Annotated in this window: 4 protein-coding genes and 1 pseudogene; 2 read left to right on the top strand and 3 right to left on the bottom strand. The window is 70.1% G+C overall.

The genetic code is table 11. From position 1 onward, the window contains the following. The coding region (lpxC, locus tag VNT59_RS07425; RefSeq protein WP_325497690.1) for a UDP-3-O-acyl-N-acetylglucosamine deacetylase at positions 1-543 on the top strand (543 nt) is incomplete at its 5' end. A gap of 24 nt (positions 544-567) precedes the next feature. Continuing rightward, positions 568-723: a hypothetical protein gene (locus VNT59_RS07430; RefSeq protein ID WP_325497693.1), complete on the top strand. Its 156-nt coding sequence runs from the start codon at positions 568-570 to the stop codon at positions 721-723. A 173-nt stretch (positions 724-896) separates the two neighbouring features. Here VNT59_RS07430 and ruvC read toward each other — a convergent pair whose 3' ends face one another. From ruvC to aroE, 3 genes and pseudogenes are all read right to left on the bottom strand, one after another. After that, entirely contained in the window at positions 897-1,442 is a 546-nt protein-coding gene (gene ruvC / locus VNT59_RS07435) for a crossover junction endodeoxyribonuclease RuvC (protein WP_325497692.1), read from the bottom strand. Between the two features lie 5 nt (positions 1,443-1,447). Continuing rightward, a complete protein-coding gene (locus tag VNT59_RS07440; protein WP_325497691.1) occupies positions 1,448-2,203 on the bottom strand; it encodes a transglycosylase domain-containing protein in 756 nt (251 codons plus the stop codon). Continuing rightward, positions 2,200-2,555, bottom strand: a pseudogene (gene aroE, locus VNT59_RS07445) (shikimate dehydrogenase); the annotation flags it as partial. The pseudogene aroE and the gene VNT59_RS07440, both read right to left, overlap by 4 nt.

Genomic DNA, 2,555 nt, shown 5'->3' on the forward strand with positions numbered 1-2,555 from the left:
TTCATCCGGCTGCTGCGGCCGGTGGAGGTGCGCGAAGGCGAGGGCGAGAACCTGAAGTGGGCCCGGCTGGAGCCGTACCACGGCTTCAAGCTCAGCTTCGAGATCGACTTCGACCACCGGGTCGTCGATTCGACCGGGCAGCGGGTCGAGTTCGACCTGGGCACCGGCTCGTATGCCCGCGACATCGCCCGGGCCCGCACCTTCGGCTTCACCAAGGACCTGGAGATGATGCGCGCCAGCGGCCTGGCGCTCGGCGGGGGCCTGGACAACGCGGTGGTGATGGACGACTACCGGGTTCTCAATGCGGACGGCCTGCGCTACGACGACGAGTTCGTGAAGCACAAGATCCTGGATGCGATGGGCGACCTGTACCTGGTCGGCAAGCCGCTGCTGGCGGCCTACAGCGCGTTCCGGTCCGGCCATGCCTTGAACAACAAGCTGCTGCGCGCGCTGCTGGCGCGGCCGGAGGCGTACGAGGTGGCCAGTTTCGACGACGAGCGGCAGGCGCCGGCGGGTTTCGCCCAACCCGCCCGCGCCTGGTAGCACGTGCTGGTCTTTCGCTGGCTCATGCTGCTGCTGCTCCTGGCGGCGGCCGTCTGCTTCGCGTTCTATGCCGGCACCGGCCAGCTGCGCTACCGGCGCTGGGGCTGGGTGATCTTCAAGTGGACGCTGATCGCTGCGTTCGTGTTCTTCGGCGTGCTGATCCTCGAGCGGCTGGGCTGAGAGTGGGCGCGGCTGCGGATGCCTGAACGCAGAGAGCGCAGAGGATTGGCAGAGGACGCAGAGCAGACCGTTTGAATTCTTCTTCTCTGCGTGTGCTGCGATCGCTTGGCGTCCTCTGCGTTCAGAAGAAGTCACGCGGTCGACAGCGCTGGCTCCCGGGGAACGCCACCCACTCAATAGCTGCGCCCGGCCTTGTACATCGCGCTGGTGCGCCGCTCGCCGCCGGCGGCGGCCAGCTTCTGCATGGTCAGGCCCGCGTGGGCGTGCGTGATCGCCAGGCCCAGCGCGTCCGCCGCATCCTTGCCGGGCAGCCCCGGCAGCCGCAGCAGCCGCTTGACCATTTCCTGCACCTGCGCCTTCGCCGCCTGCCCGTGCCCGGCGACCGCGCGCTTCATCTGCAGCGCCGTGTACTCCGCCACCGCCAGATCGCAGGCGACCAGGGCGGTGATGCAGGCGCCCCGCGCCTGGCCCAGCAGCAACGTCGCCTGCGGATTGACGTTGACGAACACGATCTCGACCGCCGCGACGGCGGGCTGGTAGCGCTGGCGCACCTCGCCGATCCCGTCGAACAGCACTTTCAGCCGCGACGGCAGGTCGCCCTTGTGCAGGTGCGTCGTCGTGATCGTGCCACTGGCGACGTAGTTCAGTTCGCCCCCTTGCGCGTCGATCACGCCGAAGCCGGTGGTCTGCAGACCGGGATCGATGCCCAGGATGCGCAGGCCGCTCATGGCAGTTCGGCCGCGCGCATGCGCGCCACGATGGTCGAAGCGCGGCTGGCGAGGTAGCCCGAGTTGGGCAGCTTCTCGAAATACTTGGGCCGCGGCAGCATCACCGCCAGCCGGGCCGCCTCGTACGCGGTGAGCTGCGCGGCGCTCTTGCGGTAATAGTGCCGGCTTGCCGCTTCGGCACCGAAGACGCCTTCACCCCACTCCACGCTGTTCAGGTAGATCTCCAGGATCCGTTCCTTCGACAGCATCTGCTCGAGTGCCAGCGTCAGCAGGAATTCCTCGCCTTTGCGCAGCAGCGTGCGCTCGCCCGACAGCAGCAGGTTCTTGGCGAGCTGCTGGCTGATCGTCGAGCCGCCCACCACTTTCGGCGGCCTGGCCGGCGCCGCCGGCGCGAAGTGCTGGCGCGCGGCCCCGCGAGCCTGCTGCCGCGCCGCCCGCGCCTCGGCCTGGGCGTTGCGCTCCCATGCCTTTTCCAGCGCCTCCCAGTCGACGCCCTCGTGGCTGGTGAAGCTGCCGTCCTCGGAGGCGATCACGGCCCGCTTCAGGTGATCCGAGATGCGCTGGTACGGCACCCACTCCTGCCGCCAGCGGAAGGAGCCCCGGGTGGTCGCGATTCGCCAGGCCTCGGACCGCTGGAAGGTGGTGGACTGCGGATCCACCACGGTCATCAGCGCCATGCGGCCAATGAAGAACAGCTGCAGCGCGATGGCGCCGGCCAGCAGCAGCCCGAGGATGCGCCAGACCGCCTTCACCGCCCGGCCTCCACCAGCGCGCGCAATTCGGCCAGCACCTGCGCCGCCGGCGGCCGCACTCCGCGCCAGAGCAGGAACGACTCGGCGGCCTGTTCCACCAGCATGCCCAGGCCGTCGCGGCCGCGCGCGCCATGGGCCCGGGCCCACGCAAGGAAGGCCGCGGCCGCCGTGCCGTACATCATGTCGTAGGCCAGGGCGCCCGGCTTCAGGACGCCGGCCGCCACCGGCACGCCGGCGCCGTGCAGGCTGCTGGCGGTGGCATTGACCACCACGTCGAAGCTGCCGGGCACCTCGTCCAGGCCGGCGGCGTGCAGGGCGACGCCATGCTGCGCGGCGAGCGCGCCGTGGCGGG

Origin of the sequence: Ramlibacter sp., assembly GCF_035554825.1 — a bacterium.
GTDB lineage: Bacteria > Pseudomonadota > Gammaproteobacteria > Burkholderiales > Burkholderiaceae_C > Ramlibacter.

Bases quoted from the DNA above. Each gene is read 5' to 3' on its own strand.
- VNT59_RS07430 (WP_325497693.1), top strand. From the start codon at position 568: ATGCTGCTGCTGCTCCTGGCGGCGGCCGTCTGCTTCGCGTTCTATGCC.